The following is a 13,997-nucleotide window of genomic DNA, read 5'->3' as shown; positions in this document are numbered from 1 at the left end:
CAACAATTCGTCATGGCCGAAGGACAGAAAAACGACATCGCAAGCAGCGCCCGCGGTCTCGTTGTGCAGCTTTACTCGCGGTGTGCCGCCGTGCTCGACGTTCCACAGCTGCCCGCGTGGGAGGAACTTGCAGAAGGAGAGCGTGTGGCTGGAATGTCGACATGCGACGCAGCTTTCGAATTCATCGCAGGTGGCGACCCAGCCTTCATCACGACGGAATCGTTCGAACCAACGATGATCGATTGTTCGGATGAGGGCGAGTGGCGCGAAACTCTCGAGAAGTACCCACGGGCGGTAGAGAAGAGCCATTTGACGCGGTCTGAGATCGACCTGGCATATGAATCAGTCTGCAAGGTCTACCCGAGTAGCAAGGTTTGCTAGGCATCGCCATGATCGGTCCAGGGCTGCTCAGTTGACGCCCCGGAAGCTTAAAGACGACGTTTATCTGCAGGGGCAAGAGTTATGGTTGGGCGGATCGAATGTCTCCGCCTAGGACTTCGCTCGAGTCGACTTCGACGATGTTGGTCTGACGATTTACCTAGAGGTGCACGACTGACGGGTACTCGCAGACCGCGCAATACACGCCCGCGCAGACGAGCGAGATTGCGAAGGCTGTCGCGCCGATAAGAAGCATGCCCATTCCGGGCCGTCGGATAAGCGCTCCGGCTGTTCGAATCATGCGGATGCTCCCGAGTCCGACTTCCAAGACGGCGGCGCCCAGTCGGTGCCAGAACCGGGGAGAAGATGCATGTCTTCGCAAGCGAGCTCCGCAGCGATTGCGTCACCGTCAATGATCGCCTGATGCATTTGCTCCCAACCGTGTGTGAGCATGTCCCAATTGGGTTCACGCTGATCGACGGTGATGCTGTATTTGAAGCTGAGCGACGTGACCGCCCAGTCGGCGACCAGCTTCAGTGTGGGGTTCTGGCAACGCTCGATCATGAGCCGGTAGTACTCGATCGTCGTGTTCATGTGCGTGCGTGCGTCGCCCGCAGCGATCGCCGCTTTCGCGCGTTCCACGATCTCCACTATCTGTGCTCGAGTGAGGTCGTCGAGATCGGGCACGATTGAACGCAGAACGCCGCCGAATACGGTGCCCACGGTCTGGATCGCGTAGATAACGTCTTGCGGGGTCGGGTCGACCACGCGAGTATGCGTCTGCGCGGCGATCTCGACAAAGCCTTCGACCTGCAGAGCGATGATCGCCTCGCGGATCGGGGTGCGGGAGATCCCGAGCCAATTCTGCAGGCTCGCGTCATCGAGTTGCTCGCCGGCCGCGAGGGTGCCGTCGAGTATCGCGGCGCGGATCAGATCGTGCGCTTCGTCGCGCAGGAGTCGGCGGGCGATCTTGGGCTTGGATGCATTGGGAATGGGCACATCCATCACTCTACGGTGCCAGCGGCGCCTGCGTCTGGAGAGCTCTGGCATTCATGTGGGCCGATAAGCCCCCATTGCGAAGGGCACGAAGCGAAAGAAAACGGGCCCCGTTTCACGAAGAAACCGAAGCCCTAACCGGTGGATCTGAGGGGAATCGAACCCCTGACCTTCTCATTGCGAACGAGACGCGCTACCAACTGCGCCACAGACCCTAACAGCGCTTCACTCTATCAGTCGTGCTGAAGCGATGTGAAATCGCAGTGCCCCGTGCGGCCCTACACTGACGGGGTGGCCCCTGCGATTTGGCTTTCCCTGCTCACGGCATCGGTGGTCATCAGTTTGACGCCGGGAGCCGGCGCGATCAACACGATGTCGAACTCGATGACCTTCGGTTGGCGTCGATCGATCTGGGGCATCGCGGGGCAGCAGCTCGCTCTGCTGGTGCATCTCGTGATTGTCGCCGCCGGAGTCGGGGTGCTGGTCGCCGGCAGCCCGGTGCTGTTCAACGTGATCCGGTACGCGGGGGCCGCGTACCTCGTCTACCTCGGCGTCCGGCTCATCCTGACAAAGCCCAGCGAAGCCGTCGACACCGGCGAAGACGCCGTCGATTCGGGTGGGCACTGGCCCATGCTGCGTCGCGGGTTTTGGGTCAACCTGCTGAACCCCAAGGCGATCGTCTTCTTCCTCGCGTTCGTGCCGCAGTTTATCCGGTCGGATCTGCCGCTCGCACCCCAGTACGCGCTGCTGGCGGCGACCGTGGTGTGCGTCGACATTGCCGTCATGTGGGGGTTCTTCGCCGTGGCGGCCCGCCCGTTCCGACGGTACTCGGCGACGACGCGCGGTCAGCGCGTACTCAACAGCGTCTTCGGTGCGCTGTTCATCGGAGTCGCCGCGCTGCTGGCCTTCATTCACTGAGCCGTGCGTGCCCGTGTCGCCGGGGCGACAGCGAGCCCGCGCGATCCGCTAAGCTTGATCGGGTTGGCCCCTATAGCTCAGCGGTAGAGCTACGGACTTTTAATCCGCAGGTCGTAGGTTCGATCCCTACTGGGGGCACCAACACCACACGAAACGGCCCCGCTCCCGGATGGGAGAGCGGGGCCGTTTCGTTGTGCGGCGGTTCAGTTGCCGAAGGCATCCTTCGCGGTGTCCTTGGCCTTCTCGCCGGCACTCTTGAGGTCGCCCTTCGCCTGGTCGAGCTTGCCTTCGGCGACCTTCTCGTCATCGCCGGTGACGCGACCGACGGCTTCCTTCGCGTTGCCCTTCAGCTTGTCAGCTGCGGCAGAAATCTTGTCCGATGCACTCATACTGATCCTCCTCAGGAGTTCGGGAACATTCTCGGTGCGAGAACACCTTCCACCCTGCCATCGATCGGTTCACAGCCCCAGGGGGTTGCAACCCCGGCGACCTGTCTGCAACGCGACGCCGTTCTGGTGCGAGTTGTTCCTTCCAGGATACCGCTCAAGCCCGCGTGCGACATGTGCGCACGCGCGACAACGGCGGCGTAGACTCGCGTGGTCTGTCACCCCTGAACTTGAGAAGAGGCCGATGTCCCGCGATCACCAGCGCCCCGTGCTGCAGCCGAGCTTCACCTTCGACTGGATCATCGGTTCCGATGAACCCGGAGCAGCTCAGCGCCTCGCCCAGGAGACCTCCTGGGCGCTGCTCGATCGGGTGCGCCGCGTCGCTGACCCCGAAGTGGTCGAGCGCGTCGTCGGCCTCGCGGCGGGCTCGGGCCTCGACGACATTGCGGAGCTGTGGGCGGGGGAGAGCGCGCACTCGCTCGCGGGCCTGCTCTGGCGCCTGTACCTGCTGCGTCGCGTGGTCGATGCTGATCCTGCCGGATCAGCCGACCTCTTCCGTCGCGGCGCCGAGGTCACCGTCACGATCGACCCCATCGTCGCGGGCGCCGTCGAGCCGGTGACGCCCGACTCGATCTCGCACCTGTGCGACACGATCTTGCGCGGAGTCTTCGCCGGTGATCTCGGAGGAGCGCTCGATCGCGCCGCGAGCTACTGCCGCATCATGTCGCTCGGCGCCGCCGATCTCGCGGACGCGCGCGACGTGCTTGACGACGCCCACGCCGAAGAGCTGACGCGGCGCGCGCTGCGCTACTCGACGCTCGCCCACGATCTGCACGGCGGTGCCCGCCGGTGGCGAGACGGCACGCTCTCGTAGCGCCGCAAGTCGCACCCCGCACGCCGCTCCGCCACCCATCCGGATCGGGGTAACTTTGGGCCGGTGCGGGCCGCGAAATTCGCCGCTGTACTGGTCCGAAGTTACCCCAATCGCAGCGTTCGCCCTCCGCTGACGCCGCGCCGACGCGGCCCAGAGCCCGTTTGATAAACTGATGCACGCCGGGCCGCAGTAACCCCGGGCTCCAATTTTCGCCGCTTCGAGCGGCCTTCCGCCGAGAGGCGTTTCTGCGGCTCGGTCTTTGCTGCCAGGCGCCGCTCGTCATTGCGACGGCTGCCCGCCGCAAACCGGTCGCGATCTCGAAACACGCGCGTTCTAAGCTCGGGGTATGAGATCTCCGCTTCAGCACGCAGACGGCATCAACTTCTCAACGCGCAAGTGGGTGCGCCCCGAAGACATGAACGCGAACGGGTCGCTCTTCGGCGGCAGCCTGCTCAAATGGATCGACGAAGAAGCCGCGATCTACGCCATCATTCAGCTCGGCAACCCGCACGTGGTAACGAAGCTGATCTCGGAGATCAACTTCGAAGCGTCGGCACGCGAGGGCGACCTCATCGAGATGGGGCTCGTCGCCACCGAGTTCGGTCGCACGTCGCTCACGATGCGCGCGGTCGTGCGCAACATGATCACGCGAAAGACGATTCTTTCGATTGAGCGCATCGTGTTCGTGAACATCGGCCCCGACGGCAGCCCGGCGCCCCACGGTTACACCGAGATCACCTACGATCGCGACCGCATGCCGACCGCTGACGAGATGCCGAACCGCGGCGACAACTGAGCGGGGAACGCGAAAGCCCCGGTGCAGCCATCGACTGGCGTGCACCGGGGCTTTCGCGATCCCGAGCTCGGATTTACCCGAAGCGGCCCGAGACGTAATCTTCAGTGGCCTGCACCGACGGGGTCGAGAAGATCGTCGAGGTGTCGTCGAACTCGATGAGCTTGCCCGGCTTGCCGGTGCCCGCGATGTTGAAGAACGCCGTGCGATCCGAGACGCGCGACGCCTGCTGCATGTTGTGGGTCACGATCACGATCGTGTACTCCTGCTTGAGCTGATCGATGAGATCCTCGATGGCGAGGGTTGAGATCGGGTCGAGCGCCGAGCACGGCTCGTCCATCAGCAGCACGTCGGGCGACACCGCGATTGCGCGTGCGATGCAGAGACGCTGCTGCTGCCCGCCCGAGAGGCCTGAGCCCGGCTTGTCGAGGCGATCCTTCACCTCGTTCCAGAGGTTCGCGCCGGTGAGCGACTTCTCGACCAGTGCGTCAGAGTCGCTCTTCGACATGCGGCGGTCGTTGAGGCGCACGCCGGCGAGCACGTTCTCGCGAATCGACATCGTGGGGAACGGGTTGGGGCGCTGGAACACCATGCCGACCTGGCGGCGAACGAGCACTGGGTCGACGCCCTGCCCGTACAGATCTTCACCGTCGAGCAGCACCTCGCCCTCGACGCGAGCGCCGGGGATGACCTCATGCATGCGGTTCAGCGTGCGCAGGAAGGTCGACTTGCCGCAGCCCGAGGGGCCGATGAAGGCGGTGACGCTGCGGGGCTCGATGTTGATCGACACCCCTTCGACCGCCAGGAACTTCGAGTAGTAGACGTTGAGGTCGTTGACCTCGATGCGCTTCGACATGGTGATTCTTTCGTTCGGGAGTCGGTGTGGGTCTGCAGGGCCGCGGGCTAGCGGCCGAACTTCGGGGCGAACCAGCGGGCGATGAGGCGGCCGAGCAGGTTGAGTGCCATGACGATGAGGATCAGCACGAGGGCGGCGGCCCAGGCGCGGTCGATGAACGCTTCGGCCGGGTTGCCCTGGTTCATGAACTGCGTGTACACGTAGACGGGCAGCGACTGCATGCGGTCGGAGAAGAGGTTGTAGTTCATCGATGCCGTGAATCCGGCGGTGATGAGCAGCGGGGCCGTCTCGCCGATGACGCGTGCGATCGACAGCATGATGCCGGTGGTGATACCCGCGATCGAGGTGGGCAGCACGACCTTCATGATGGTGCGCCACTTCGGCACACCCAGCGCGTATGAGGCCTCGCGCAGTTCGTTGGGCACGAGACGCAGCATCTCTTCGCTCGAACGCACGACGACCGGGATCATCAGCACGGAGAGCGCCACGGCGCCGACGATGCCCATGCGCACGCCCGGCCCGAGGAAGAGCGCGAACAGTGCGTAAGCGAAGAGACCCGCGACGATCGAGGGGATACCCGTCATCACGTCGACCAGGAAGGTGATGGTCTTCGCGACTTTGCCGCGCCCGTACTCGACCAGGTAGATCGAGGTCATGAGACCGAGCGGCACCGAGATGATGGTGGCCGCCAGCGTGATCAGCAGCGTGCCGACCATCGCGTGGAGCGCGCCGCCGCCCTCACCGGTCACGTTGCGCATCGATGAGTTGAAGAACTCCGAGTCGAAGCGCGCGACACCGTTCGAGATCACCGTGAACGCCACGGAGACGAGCGGCACCATCGCGAGCAGGAAGGCTCCCGACACGATCGCGGTGATGAAGCGATCCATCGCCTGGCGCGAGCCCTCGACGGTCGCCGACATGATCGTGATGACGATCACGTAGGCGATAGCGCCGACCAGGATCGCCCCGACGGGCGAGAACTCGGCGCCGCTCGCCGCAGCGAGCAGGCCGAAGAGCGCGAGCGAGGCAGCCAGGCACGCGGCGAGCACGACCCACGGCGTCGAACGCGAGAGCCGGTTGCCGGCGAGGGAAGACCCTGCACGGACTGGGCGAACGGTGATGGCCACGGAAGTGGTCCCCTCTTGAGTCGGTTCGGTCGTCTGAAGCATCAGTTCGCCGCCGAGAACTCGGCGCGGCGGCTCACGATCCAGCGAGCCAGCGCGTTCACCAGGAAGGTGACGACGAACAGGATGAGGCCGGTGGCGATCAGCACGTTGATGTTCTCGCCGTAAGCCTCAGGGAACGACAGCGCGATGTTCGCGGCGATCGTGGAGGGGTTCTCGGAGGTGAGCAACCGGAAGGTGACGAGGCCAGTCGCCGAGAGCACCATGGCGACGGCCATCGTCTCGCCGAGCGCGCGGCCGAGGCCGAGCATGGCGGCCGAGACGATGCCCGGGCGACCGAACGGCAGCACGGCCATGCGAATCATCTCCCAGCGAGTCGCTCCGAGCGCGAGCGCGGCTTCCTCGTGCAGGCGGGGTGCCTGCAGGAAGATCTCGCGGCAGATCGCCGTCATGATCGGCAGGATCATCACCGCGAGCACGAGTGCTGCGGTCAGGATGGTGCGGCCGGTGCCGCTAACGGTGCCGCCGAAGAGCGGGATCCACCCCAGGTAGGTGTTCAGCCACTCGAAGATCGGGCGGGCAGCCGGCGCGAGCACGCCGATACCCCAGAGGCCGAAGACCACGCTGGGAACCGCGGCGAGCAGATCGACGATGTACCCGAGCACCTGCGCGAGCTGGCGGGGAGCGTAGTGCGAGATGAACAGTGCGATGCCGATGGCGAGCGGGAGCGCGATGAGCAGCGCCAGAGCCGCGGCCCAGACAGTGCCGAAGACGAGCGGGCCGACGTAGGCCCAGAAATTGCTGGTGAGCAGCGAAGCGCTTTCGTCGGTGGCGACGAAAGCGGGAATGCTCTGCACGATGAGGAAGATGGCGACGGCGGCGAGCGTGACGAGAATCATGCTGCCCGCGAAGACCGCGGAGCGTGAGAACACGCGGTCGCCGAGGCTGAGCACCGGCTTGGCAGGGGCGGAAGTGGCGGTCACTGTGTCTCCGAGGTAGAGGGGAGAGGGAGTCGAGGGTGGTCGAGGGAGCCCGACCTGCGGAGAGCGGCGGGCACGATCTGCATCGTGCCCGCCGCTCTCACGGGATTTACTTGATCGAGTCGATCGCGGTCTGCACCTTGGTACGGAGATCGTTCGAGATCGGCGCGCTGCCCGCAGCCTCGGCGGCGGTGTTCTGGCCGTCCTCGCTCACGATGTAACTGAAGTACGACTTCACGAGCTCAGCGTTCGCGGCATCTGCGTACTCTTCGCAACCGATGAGGTAGCTCACGAGCACGATCGGGTAGACGCCGCCCTCGGTCGAGGTGCGGTCGAGGGCGATCGCGAGGTCGTGGTCGGTGCGACCCTCCTCGAGCGGCGACGCGTCGACGACGGCAGCTGCGGCCTCAGGGGAGTACGCGACGTACTCTTCGCCGACCTTGATCTCGACGGTGCCGAGGTCGCCTGCCTGCGATGCGTCGGCGTAACCGATGGTGCCGGTGCCGTTCTTGACTGCCGAGACGACGCCCGAGGTGCCCTGTGCACCCTCGCCGCCGAACTCGGTCGGCCAGGTCTCGACCGAGCCCACGGTCCAGTCGGTGGCAGCCGCTGCACCGAGGTAATCGGTGAAGTTTCCGGTGGTGCCCGAGTCATCGGAGCGGTGCACAGCGGTGATGTTCGCGTCGGGGAGCTCGACGCCCTCGTTCTGCGCGGTGATCGCTGCGTCGTTCCACTTGGTGATCTTGCCCGAGAAGATCTGCGCGACAGTCGACGCGTCGAGCTTCAGCGAATCGACACCGTCGACGTTGAAGATGATCGCGATCGGGGAGATGTACGCGGGGAATTCGACGATGTCGCCGGTCGCGCAGCCCTCGAAGGGGCCAGCCGAGATCTCGTCGGTCTTGAACGCGCGGTCCGAACCGGCGAACGCGCTGGCGCCCTGCTGGAAGGTCTCGCGACCCGCACCCGAGCCCGAGGGTTCGTAGTTGACGGTGACGTCAGCGTTGGCGGTCTGGAAGCCAGCGACCCAGGCCTCCTGTGCCGAGCCCTGCGACGAAGCGCCGGCGCCGACGAGCTCGCCCGAGAGGCTTGAACCGGCAGAGGTCTCTTCGCTGGAGGAGCTGCCGCCCTCGTTCGCGGCGCAAGAGGTCAGCGTGAGTGCGGCGATGCCACCGATAGCGGCGACCTTGGCGAATGCGGAAAGCTTCACTTGAGGGTGATCCAATCTGGAAAACGGATGTGAGGTGATGGTCTCGAACGACCACGACACCACGCTAAGCACCCTGCATGACGCGATGTCTGCCAGTGGGTGAACAACAGGTGAACTCACGCCGTCTGAAAGCCGCCAGGTCAGATGATGCACGCGCATTCGTGCGCGTTGCCGCTCAGCTTGTCTACGCTGCGACGAAGCGGTTCGCCGGGACGGGTCAGTGCTGCAGTGGGTAGGTTTCGACCCCCAGAATGCCGGCTTCGGGGTGGTGCTTCGCGAAGTGGAAGACGGAGAAACCAGCGGTGGGGAGTGCGGCCGCCGCGTTCAGGTACGCACCGCTCGGGCTGCCGGTGGCGAGTGCGAGTTCGCGCGCGAGGTCGGGCAGCACCGGGCGGTGGCTGCAGATGACCGCGCTTTTGCGGCGAGAGACGATGCGCGTCAGGAGGGCGCGCAGTTCGGACAGGTCGCCCGTGTCCCAACGATCTTGGCTGATGGCGTCGGTCTCGCGCACGAGCTTGCCCCGATGATGCGCGAGGGGTGCAATCGTCGACCGGCAGCGCACGGCGGTCGACGAGTAGAAGCGTTTCGCCCCAAAGGCCTCGAGCGTCGGCACGAGTGTCTCGGCCTGGTCTTGCCCGAACGGGGTCAGCGGTCGCAGATGGTCGGCCATGGTGCTGGATGAGCGCGGCAACGCTTTCGCGTGTCGCAGCAGCGTGATCGAGTACGTGTCGAGCAGGTCGCGGCTGGCGAGGTCGAGGAACACGTCGAAGAGCTCGCGGTCTGCGGCATAGGTGAGGCGCTCGCGCACCGCATCGAGCGGCACCCACTCGATGGCGTCGACCTCGCTGTTCGGGCGAAACCGGCCCGCTTGCGCGAGTCGCTCGGAGACCTGCGCCGCCCAGTACTGCACCGTCTTGCGGCGCCCGCCGCTCAGGTTGTAACGGATCGTGCCCATGTGCGCCCCGAGGTGCACTTTGAACCCGGTCTCTTCGCGCGTTTCGCGCACGGCCGCCTGGGGCATGCTCTCGCCGGGGTCGAGTTTGCCCTTCGGAAAGGAATAGTCGTTGCGCTTCGGGCGGTGGATCACCAGCACAAGCGTGCGAGCCCCTCCTTCAGGGGTCGCTTCGCGTCGCCAGCAGATCGTGCCCGCTGCGAAGACTTCCCCCGTCACCCGCCGGGTCACCGTGCCCGGCGCGCGCGACGCGCCTCGGTGCGGTCGTCCATGACGAGGTCTTGCAGGTCGGGGAGCTTCTCACCGGCCGCATTGACGACTGAGCGGTGCCAGTTGCCGTCGGGCAGCATGCGCCATGACGACACGTCGTCGCTGAACGCGAAGTCGAAGAACCGGTCGATGCGCGCGAGGTGCTCACGCTCTTCGAGGCGCACGAGCACTTCGATGCGTCGGTCGAGATTGCGGTGCATGAGGTCTGCACTGCCGATGAAGACTTCGCGTTCGCCGTCGTTCTCGAATGAGAAGATGCGCGAGTGCTCCAAATAGCGGCCGAGCACGGAGCGCACGCGGATGGTCTCGGAGAGCCCGGGGACCTCGGCGCGGATGGAGCAGATGCCGCGCATCCACACATCGATCGGCACGCCGGCCTGGCTCGCACGGTACAGCGCATCGATGATCGTCTCGTCGACCATCGAGTTGCCCTTGAGCTTGATGCCGCTCGGCCGGCCGGCACGTGCGTGCTCGGCCTCGCGCTCGATGCGCTCGAGCAGCCCGCTGCGCAGCTGCAGGGGCGCGACGAGCAGGCGGTCGTAGTCGGTTTCGATGGCGTACCCCGAGAGCACGTTGAAGAGCTTCGTCACATCGCGACCCACCTCGGGCGACGAGGTGAACAGGCCGAAGTCTTCGTAGATGCGACTCGTCTTCGGGTTGTAGTTGCCGGTGCCGATGTGGCAGTAGTGGGCGAGGCGCCCGCCCTCTTCGCGAATCACGTGGACGAGCTTGCAGTGGGTCTTGAGCCCGACGAGGCCGTAGACCACGTGCACACCCGCTTGCTCGAGCTTGCGGGCCCAGGTGATGTTCGCCTCTTCATCGAATCGTGCTTTGACCTCGACGAGCGCAAGCACCTGCTTGCCCGCTTCGGCTGCCTTGATGAGCGAAGCGACGATGGGGCTGTCGCCTGACGTGCGATACAGGGTCTGCTTGATCGCGAGCACATCGGGGTCGGTCGCCGCCTGCTCGACGAACGCCTGCACGCTGGTCGAGAACGACTCGTACGGGTGGTGCACGAGCACCTCGCGACGCGCGATCGCGGCAAACGTGTCGGGCTTCTCACTCGGCGAGCTCGATCGGAACTGCGGGTGCGTCACCGGGATGTGGGGCGTGAACTTGAGGTCAGGGCGCGCGACGCGGGTCAACGCGAAGAGGCCGCTTAGGTCGAGCGGCGCGGGCAGGGTGTACACCTGCTGCTCATCGATGTCGAACTCGCGAACGAGCAGTTCAAGCGTTGCCTCGTCCATGTCGTCGGAGATCTCGAGGCGGATGGGCGGCCCGAATCGGCGCCGCAGCAGCTCTTTCTCAAGCGCCTGAATCAGGTTCTCAGTCTCGTCTTCTTCGATCTCGACGTCTTCGTTGCGCGTCACGCGGAAGACGTGGTGGTCAATGACCTCCATGCCGGGGAACAAGCCGTCGAGCTGGTTCGCGATGAGCGCTTCAAGTGGGATGTAGCGTACGTCGTCGACGCTCTCGCGCCCGTCTACGCGCACGTACCGCGGGATCATCTGGGGCACCTTCAGGCGGGCGAACTCGACCTTGTCGGTGTTGGGGTTGCGCACGCGAATGGAGACGTTCAATGCGCGCCCCGAAATGTAGGGGAAGGGGTGCGCCGGATCGACGGCGAGCGGCATGAGCACCGGGTAGATGCGCTGCTCGTAGTAATCGGTGAGGATCTCGCGATCGGCGTCGTCGAGATCTTCCCACTCGACGATCTTGATGCCGGCTTCGGCGAGCGCCGGCATCACATCGCCGCGGAAGCACTCGGCGTGGCGCAACTGCAGCTCGTACGCCCGGCGGTTGATGTCGGCGAGCACCTCGGTCGGCGCGCGCCCCACATTGGTCGGTACGGCCAGACCCGTCACAATGCGGCGCTTCAGGCCGGCCACGCGCACCATGAAGAACTCGTCGAGGTTCGCCGCAAAAATTGCGAGGAAGTTCGCACGCTCAAGCAGCGGTGTCGACGGATCTTCGGCGAGCTCGAGCACGCGCTGATTGAACGCGAGCCAGCTCAGCTCGCGGTCGATGTATCGATCGGCCGGGAGCTCGATGGTGCCGTCGGCAATCTCGCTGATGTCGTCGTTCATGCGTCCATTGTGGCACCCGGCACCGACACTGGGGGTCGCCGCCACTGGCGGCTACGTGAATCAATGGTGAACCCCGCGCGTTCATACAGCTCGACGGCCCGGGTGTTCTCGCCATCGACATAGAGCGAGACGCGATCGGGCGAATGCTGCGCCATGCGCGCGAGGGTGGCATCGAGCAGCAGGCGGCCGAAGCCGCGGCCGGCGAATTCCGGGCGAACCCCGACGGCGTAGAGCTCGGTCTCGACGGTTTCGCCGCGCACCGTCTTGATCCAGGTGGAGCCGGCGGCCTCGCCTGCCACGAGCCCCGAATCAGTGCCTGCGTCGGAGATGAGCAGTAGCAGATCGTCGGCGTCGAACCACGGTTCCGCGCAGATCAGCGCGAAGTCGGCCTCGGTGATGCGCCCTTGCTCGGGGTGGGTCGCGAATGCCGATGCGTTTGCGCGCACCCACACTCCGGCGTCAGTGGTCTGCGCCGGGTCGAAGGCACGCAGGGTGAACCCCGAGGGAATATCGAGGGCGAGCGGATCTTGAGCTCGGTCGGGAAGCAGCGCCGGATCGAGCGCCATGCGGTACAGCGACCGCACGGGGGTAAAGCCCGCTCCCGTCAGCAGCGATTCGGCGGCAGGGTTCACCCCGTGCGCCCAAGCGAGAAACGCAGATTCGTCTCCGGCAGTCTCGAGCAGCATGCTGAGCGCGGCGCGACCGACCCCGCGGCCACGGGCCTCAGGAAGCACGGCGAGATCGACCTCGCCATCGCCGACAATGCCGAAGGCCACGGGATCCGGATCGCCGGCATTGGTGAAGAGCAAGAGGGTGCGCTCGCCCTGAGTAGCTGCGAGCATCGCCTGGTCAGAAACGGGGGCCGAGCCGTCGTGCGTCTCGGCAGCGTGAGCGATCGCGCGGGCGGTCTCGAAGTCGGACGATCGTTCGGCGATGTGCGACTCGAGACGCGTCATTCGGGGCTCTCCTCCTCGGTGCGAGCCCGAGCGAAGCCGTACCCGACGCCGCGAACCGTGCTGATCAGGCCCTCGTGTTCGCCCAGCTTGGCACGGAGCCGCCGCACGTGCACGTCGACGGTGCGCGTGCCGCCGAAGTAGTCGGTGCCCCACACATCACTGAGCAGCTGCTCACGAGTGAATACGCGACCGGGGTTGCCGGCCAGGAAGTGGAGCAGCTCGAACTCCTTGTAAGTGAGGTCGAGCGGGCGCCCGAACAGGCGCGCGGTGAAGTTGGACTCGTCAATGACGACACCGGCCGCGTGCACCGCCGAGGGCTGTTCGGCGGCTTGCGGACGTTCGAGGAGTCGGAGACGCAATTCGATCTCGACCGGGCTGGCGGTGGGCAGGAGCAGTTCTTGCACCCCCCAATCCGGGGTCAGTGCGGTCAGCGCGACTTCAGGGAGCACGACGACGCGCGGTGTTTCGCTGCCGTCAATGAGGCTGAGGCACGCCGCGCGCGCACGCCGGGCGTCGAGTGTGCCATCGATCAGGATCGCATCGAAGCGATCGGCCATCGTCTCGGGCACGCGCAGTGAGAGCGGAGACGTCCGCACGTCGTGCGGCAGGAGATCGAGGCCCGGGAGCGAGTCCGCAGGATCACGATCCGACAGGCAGAGCAGCTGCATCGATTCGCTCCCTTCCTTGTCCGGTTGGTCTGGATTCATAGTACTCAGCGCCCTGTTTCGCGGCCGTTTCGTTCATGTTTCACGGCATTGAACGTTGCGGAGCGGTCGAAAACCACCGGTGTGGAACAATGGGCTGATGACCGAGACGCCGCCTCCGACCTCCGAGATGCCTGATGCGCACTCGTGGCACGTTTCGCGGCTCATCATCGCGTGGGCGGTCGCTGCGGTGATCGGGGTGCTCGTCTCCGTGCTCGTTGCCCCCGAGCACCGCTTCTCGTGGTTGGTGCTCGCCATCGGCGTCTCGACACTGGTCACGTTCGGGCTGCAGCTCGGCACGGCGCAGCGCGAAGGCTTCATCACCCGTGTCGCATTCAGCGTCGCTGGGTCTGTGGTGGTCATCGCTGTCATCGATGTGATCGGGCTGCTTTTCTCGCGCTGATTCGTGCCGTTCTCCCGCAGTACCCGACGGTATAGACTGACAGCATGCTTCTCGCGCTCGAACTCTTCTTCCTCGGACTGCTCGGCCTGGCGTCGCTCGCGATCGCCTGG

15 protein-coding genes and 2 tRNA genes are annotated in these 13,997 nt (G+C 65.3%); 6 read left to right on the top strand and 11 right to left on the bottom strand.

Translation table 11 applies throughout. From position 1 onward, the window contains the following. Positions 1 to 12: 12 nt before the first annotated feature. Complete coding sequence (locus CH42_RS05710) at positions 13 to 381, top strand: hypothetical protein (RefSeq protein WP_053352257.1); 369 nt, start codon at positions 13 to 15, stop codon at positions 379 to 381. A gap of 294 nt (positions 382 to 675) precedes the next feature. On the opposite strand, the gene CH42_RS05705 is transcribed toward CH42_RS05710, so the two are convergent. Continuing rightward, a complete protein-coding gene (locus CH42_RS05705) occupies positions 676 to 1,377 on the bottom strand; it encodes a GntR family transcriptional regulator (protein WP_162231064.1) in 702 nt (233 codons plus the stop codon). A gap of 139 nt (positions 1,378 to 1,516) precedes the next feature. Then, a tRNA-Ala gene (locus CH42_RS05700) sits at positions 1,517 to 1,589 on the bottom strand. Positions 1,590 to 1,665: 76 nt separating this feature from the next. Between CH42_RS05700 and CH42_RS05695 the strand changes: the two genes are divergently transcribed. Next, positions 1,666 to 2,292, top strand: a complete 627-nt coding sequence (locus tag CH42_RS05695; protein ID WP_053352331.1) for a LysE family transporter — start codon at positions 1,666 to 1,668, stop codon at positions 2,290 to 2,292. Positions 2,293 to 2,358: 66 nt separating this feature from the next. Beyond that, positions 2,359 to 2,433: transfer RNA gene (locus CH42_RS05690), tRNA-Lys, on the top strand. A gap of 62 nt (positions 2,434 to 2,495) precedes the next feature. Here CH42_RS05690 and CH42_RS05685 read toward each other — a convergent pair. Next, positions 2,496 to 2,681 carry a CsbD family protein gene (locus CH42_RS05685; protein ID WP_053352255.1) on the bottom strand — a complete coding sequence of 62 codons (186 nt, stop codon included), beginning with the start codon at positions 2,679 to 2,681 and terminating at the stop codon, positions 2,496 to 2,498. A 241-nt stretch (positions 2,682 to 2,922) separates the two neighbouring features. Here CH42_RS05685 and CH42_RS05680 point away from each other — a divergent pair, with 241 nt between their 5' ends. Continuing rightward, on the top strand, positions 2,923 to 3,552 hold the full coding sequence (locus tag CH42_RS05680; RefSeq protein WP_053352254.1) for a hypothetical protein: 630 nt from the start codon (positions 2,923 to 2,925) through the stop codon (positions 3,550 to 3,552). A gap of 346 nt (positions 3,553 to 3,898) precedes the next feature. Then, entirely contained in the window at positions 3,899 to 4,348 is a 450-nt protein-coding gene (locus CH42_RS05675; protein ID WP_075201373.1) for an acyl-CoA thioesterase, read from the top strand. A 73-nt stretch (positions 4,349 to 4,421) separates the two neighbouring features. On the opposite strand, the gene pstB is transcribed toward CH42_RS05675, so the two are convergent. The 8 genes from pstB to CH42_RS05635 form a co-directional block, all read right to left on the bottom strand. After that, the gene (gene pstB, locus CH42_RS05670) at positions 4,422 to 5,201 is read right to left on the bottom strand and encodes a phosphate ABC transporter ATP-binding protein PstB (protein ID WP_053352253.1); all 780 of its coding nucleotides are present in this window, start codon (positions 5,199 to 5,201) and stop codon (positions 4,422 to 4,424) included. A gap of 47 nt (positions 5,202 to 5,248) precedes the next feature. Beyond that, positions 5,249 to 6,370, bottom strand: a complete 1,122-nt coding sequence (gene pstA / locus CH42_RS05665; protein WP_053352252.1) for a phosphate ABC transporter permease PstA — start codon at positions 6,368 to 6,370, stop codon at positions 5,249 to 5,251. Beyond that, on the bottom strand, positions 6,370 to 7,308 hold the full coding sequence (gene pstC / locus CH42_RS05660; protein WP_053352251.1) for a phosphate ABC transporter permease subunit PstC: 939 nt from the start codon (positions 7,306 to 7,308) through the stop codon (positions 6,370 to 6,372). The genes pstA and pstC overlap by 1 nt, the downstream gene beginning before the upstream one ends. A gap of 106 nt (positions 7,309 to 7,414) precedes the next feature. Then, the gene (locus CH42_RS05655) at positions 7,415 to 8,515 is read right to left on the bottom strand and encodes a phosphate ABC transporter substrate-binding protein PstS (protein WP_053352250.1); all 1,101 of its coding nucleotides are present in this window, start codon (positions 8,513 to 8,515) and stop codon (positions 7,415 to 7,417) included. Between the two features lie 217 nt (positions 8,516 to 8,732). Beyond that, positions 8,733 to 9,686 (bottom strand): NUDIX hydrolase, encoded by a 954-nt coding sequence (locus CH42_RS05650; protein WP_053352329.1) that lies wholly within the window; start codon positions 9,684 to 9,686, stop codon positions 8,733 to 8,735. Between the two features lie 8 nt (positions 9,687 to 9,694). Further along, positions 9,695 to 11,824 (bottom strand): RNA degradosome polyphosphate kinase, encoded by a 2,130-nt coding sequence (locus tag CH42_RS05645; RefSeq protein ID WP_053352249.1) that lies wholly within the window; start codon positions 11,822 to 11,824, stop codon positions 9,695 to 9,697. Further along, positions 11,821 to 12,780 carry a mycothiol synthase gene (mshD, locus tag CH42_RS05640; RefSeq protein WP_053352248.1) on the bottom strand — a complete coding sequence of 320 codons (960 nt, stop codon included), beginning with the start codon at positions 12,778 to 12,780 and terminating at the stop codon, positions 11,821 to 11,823. Before mshD ends, CH42_RS05645 begins: the two co-directional genes overlap by 4 nt. Further along, positions 12,777 to 13,448 carry a winged helix-turn-helix transcriptional regulator gene (locus tag CH42_RS05635; RefSeq protein WP_053352247.1) on the bottom strand — a complete coding sequence of 224 codons (672 nt, stop codon included), beginning with the start codon at positions 13,446 to 13,448 and terminating at the stop codon, positions 12,777 to 12,779. Before CH42_RS05635 ends, mshD begins: the two co-directional genes overlap by 4 nt. A 136-nt stretch (positions 13,449 to 13,584) precedes the next feature. Between CH42_RS05635 and CH42_RS05630 the strand changes: the two genes are divergently transcribed. After that, positions 13,585 to 13,887, top strand: a complete 303-nt coding sequence (locus tag CH42_RS05630) for a hypothetical protein (RefSeq protein WP_053352246.1) — start codon at positions 13,585 to 13,587, stop codon at positions 13,885 to 13,887. Positions 13,888 to 13,997: the final 110 nt, after the last annotated feature.

This window comes from Leucobacter musarum subsp. musarum (assembly GCF_001273845.1).
Classification (GTDB): domain Bacteria; phylum Actinomycetota; class Actinomycetes; order Actinomycetales; family Microbacteriaceae; genus Leucobacter; species Leucobacter musarum.
Note: the sequence above shows the minus strand (reverse complement) of the source record. Positions and strands in the feature narration are given on the sequence as shown.

What these genes read in the sequence shown, in the direction of transcription:
- pstA (WP_053352252.1), bottom strand. Translation starts at nt 6,370, where the DNA reads ATGCTTCAGACGACCGAACCGACTCAAGAGGGGACCACTTCCGTGGCC.
- CH42_RS05685 (WP_053352255.1), bottom strand. Translation starts at nt 2,681, where the DNA reads ATGAGTGCATCGGACAAGATTTCTGCCGCAGCTGACAAGCTGAAGGGC.
- CH42_RS05675 (WP_075201373.1), top strand. Translation starts at nt 3,899, where the DNA reads ATGAGATCTCCGCTTCAGCACGCAGACGGCATCAACTTCTCAACGCGC.
- CH42_RS05680 (WP_053352254.1), top strand. Translation starts at nt 2,923, where the DNA reads ATGTCCCGCGATCACCAGCGCCCCGTGCTGCAGCCGAGCTTCACCTTC.
- CH42_RS05645 (WP_053352249.1), bottom strand. Translation starts at nt 11,824, where the DNA reads ATGAACGACGACATCAGCGAGATTGCCGACGGCACCATCGAGCTCCCG.
- pstB (WP_053352253.1), bottom strand. Translation starts at nt 5,201, where the DNA reads ATGTCGAAGCGCATCGAGGTCAACGACCTCAACGTCTACTACTCGAAG.
- CH42_RS05630 (WP_053352246.1), top strand. Translation starts at nt 13,585, where the DNA reads ATGACCGAGACGCCGCCTCCGACCTCCGAGATGCCTGATGCGCACTCG.
- mshD (WP_053352248.1), bottom strand. Translation starts at nt 12,780, where the DNA reads ATGACGCGTCTCGAGTCGCACATCGCCGAACGATCGTCCGACTTCGAG.
- CH42_RS05635 (WP_053352247.1), bottom strand. Translation starts at nt 13,448, where the DNA reads ATGCAGCTGCTCTGCCTGTCGGATCGTGATCCTGCGGACTCGCTCCCG.
- CH42_RS05710 (WP_053352257.1), top strand. Translation starts at nt 13, where the DNA reads ATGGCCGAAGGACAGAAAAACGACATCGCAAGCAGCGCCCGCGGTCTC.